Origin of the sequence: Brevundimonas sp. (assembly GCF_031082345.1) — a bacterium.
Classification (GTDB): Bacteria; Pseudomonadota; Alphaproteobacteria; order Caulobacterales; family Caulobacteraceae; genus Brevundimonas.
In genome coordinates this window covers 1-2,592 of sequence record NZ_JAVHLH010000327.1, presented here as the reverse complement: position 1 = coordinate 2,592, position 2,592 = coordinate 1, and the positions used below count along the sequence as shown (strand labels likewise).

Sequence of the window (2,592 nt, the reverse complement as noted above, 5' to 3'; positions counted from 1 at the left end):
CGCCGCCCCGCCGACCCAGGCCCCGTCGGCCCCGCGCCGCATCGAGGCGGTGCAGCCGCGCCCGGCCGCGGCCCAGGTCCCGGCCCCGATGCCCGACCTGCCGGGCACGGCCACGGTGATGACCCTCGGCGCCCATATGTGCAAATGGCCGATCGGCGACCCGTCTTCGGACGAGTTCAGCTTCTGCGGCCGCCGTTCCTCGGAAGGCGTCTACTGCGTCGAGCACGCCCGGGTCGCCTACCAGCCGCAGGTCCGCAAGGGCGGCAAGGACGGGGCCTCCGAACTGGCCCGGTCGCTGCGTCGGTACATCTAGCAAGGCGCTAACGCTCGCCGCGCGGCGGCTCGTTGCCTGGCGCGGATTTCGGGTGCGCGGACACAGTTTCGCGCACCCGTCCTAATTCGGTCTCGCGACCGACACGAATGGCTCCTAGAGGAGCCGCCGTCCGCCTCCCGCCGCGTTCGCGCGGCGGTGAGACTGGGGCGGGGCTGCGGTTATCCGGGTTGACGCAGCCCCTCACCCATCCCTGGCGCGGCATCCACGATCATTGAATAGTCGGACGCCGTCATTGCGGCCGAGTGATTAGTTCAGCACCCGCCGATCGCCGGGCACGTCGAGACTGAACGCCGGGATGGCGGCCTCGAACGAGCGGCCCGAGGCGTCGGTCATATAGTAGCCGCCGACCATGGAGCCGGTGGGCGTGCCGAGCGGGCAGCCCGAGGCGTAGGTGTAGCTGTCGCCCGGCTGGATCACCGGCTGCTCGCCGACCACGCCGGCCCCGCGCACCTCCTCGACCCGACCCTGGCCGTCGGTGATGATCCAGCGGCGGGCCATCAGCTGCAACGGCGTCGGCGTCAGATTGACGATCTCGACCTGATACGCCCAGACCCAGCGGCCGCCGTCGGGATCGGACTGGCCGGCCAGATAGCTGGGGCGGACGCGGATCAGGACGCCTTCGGTTTCGGCTTCATAGGCGGGGGCGTCATGCATCCGCCCATGGTCGCGCTCGCGGGCCGCAGGTCAAGCGCGACGGCGCAGGAGACAGTGGGGGAGACGGGGCGCGGAATCGTGTAATCGAAAGCCATGCAGAGCTTTTCGACCTCCCTCCCCGGCATTCTGCCGTCGCAATCCATCGAGGCCCTGATCGCCGGCGGGGCGATCGTTTCGGAGACGCCGTTCGACAAGGACCAGGTGCAGCCGGCCAGCCTCGATCTGCGGCTGTCGGACCAGGCGTGGCGGGTGCGGGCGTCGTTCCTGCCCGGGCAGCGCAAGGTCGAGGATCGCATCGCCGACGTGGCCATGCACGCCATCGACCTGTCGGGCGGCTATGTGATGGAGAAGGGCTGCGTCTATATCGCCCGGCTGCAGGAGCGGCTGACCCTGCCCAAGGGACTCATCGCCCGCGCCAATCCCAAGAGCTCGACCGGGCGGGTCGACGTCTTCGTGCGCCTGCTGACCGACCGCGGGGCCAGTTTCGACGACGTCGAGGAGGGCTATAACGGGCCGCTGTATCTGGAGATCGCGCCGCAGACCTTCTCCATCCTGGTGCGGCCCGGGACCCGACTGAACCAGCTGCGTCTCAAGGCGGGCGAGCCGCCCAAGCTGGAGACCCGCAGCGTCGGCGTCGATCTGGAAGGCGCCGACGGGACCATCGTCGGCTTCCGCGGACGGCGCCACGCGGGGGTGGTCGACCTCGACCGGATTGACGGCCACGACCCGCGAGACTTCTGGGAGCCTCTGAGCGTTCGGCGCGGCGAGCTGCTGCTCGATCCCGGCGAATTCTACATCCTGGCCTCGCGGGAAGCCGTCGAGATCCCGGTGATGCAGGCCGCGGAGATGACGCCGATCGATCCGTCGGTGGGCGAATTCCGGGTCCATTACGCCGGCTTCTTCGATCCCGGATTCGGCACCGACGAGGCCCACGGGGCGGGCTCCAAGGGGGTGCTGGAGGTGCGCACCCACGACACCCCCTTCCTGCTGGAGCACGGCCAGATCGTCGCCCGGCTGGTCTATGAGCCGCTGACGGAGCGGCCCTCGCGCCTCTATGGCGAGGGCGGCAGCCACTACCAGAGCCAGGGCCTGAAGCTGTCCAAGCATTTCCGCGCCTGGAGCTAGGGCGACGGCCGCCGCGCGGAACCGCGGCGTCGCGCAGGACGTTCGCCTGACAGGAAATTGTCAGTTGGCGTTCCGGCCCGGATCGTGCAGGCTCGGAGACGTTAACGGATGAGGGACCGTTGATGCGTCTTGTGGCGTTCAGTGCGGGAGTGGTGGCGTTGGCGGCCTGTGCGGCCCCGGCCTTCGGCATGGCGTCGCCGACTCCGCAGCAAGCCGTCGCCGACCCCTGGCGCGTCGAGCCCGAACGCCCCACCACCGTATCCGACCTGCTGACCCGCCTCGACCGCGACGCGCGCTTCGACGCCGGGGAGCGCGCCTTCGCCGGCGGCGATGGCTGGACGGGCTACGACCCGGCCCGCGACGTGTCCTCGACCTGGGCCGCCTCGAACACCGACATCTGGTACGAGGGCGACGCCTGGCGCGACCGCCTGCGGCTGCGCGCCGAGGGCCGCGTGCGGCGCGCCGACGGCTCGCCCCTG

General features: G+C 70.6%; 3 protein-coding genes and 1 pseudogene. 3 read left to right on the top strand and 1 reads right to left on the bottom strand.

All coding sequences use genetic code 11. From position 1 onward, the window contains the following. Positions 1-313 (top strand): GcrA family cell cycle regulator (locus tag RDU12_RS14815; protein WP_308685395.1); only part of this gene is annotated, 313 nt, incomplete at its 5' end. A gap of 267 nt (positions 314-580) precedes the next feature. On the opposite strand, the gene apaG is transcribed toward RDU12_RS14815, so the two are convergent. Then, positions 581-988, bottom strand: coding sequence for a Co2+/Mg2+ efflux protein ApaG (apaG, locus tag RDU12_RS14810; RefSeq protein ID WP_300292950.1), 408 nt, complete (start codon positions 986-988; stop codon positions 581-583). A 93-nt stretch (positions 989-1,081) separates the two neighbouring features. Between apaG and RDU12_RS14805 the strand changes: the two genes are divergently transcribed. Next, positions 1,082-2,113 (top strand): 2'-deoxycytidine 5'-triphosphate deaminase, encoded by a 1,032-nt coding sequence (locus RDU12_RS14805; RefSeq protein ID WP_300292948.1) that lies wholly within the window; start codon positions 1,082-1,084, stop codon positions 2,111-2,113. A gap of 122 nt (positions 2,114-2,235) precedes the next feature. Beyond that, positions 2,236-2,592, top strand: a pseudogene (locus RDU12_RS14800) (hypothetical protein); the annotation flags it as partial.

Bases quoted from the DNA above. Each gene is read 5' to 3' on its own strand.
- RDU12_RS14805 (WP_300292948.1), top strand. From the start codon at position 1,082: ATGCAGAGCTTTTCGACCTCCCTCCCCGGCATTCTGCCGTCGCAATCC.
- apaG (WP_300292950.1), bottom strand. From the start codon at position 988: ATGCATGACGCCCCCGCCTATGAAGCCGAAACCGAAGGCGTCCTGATC.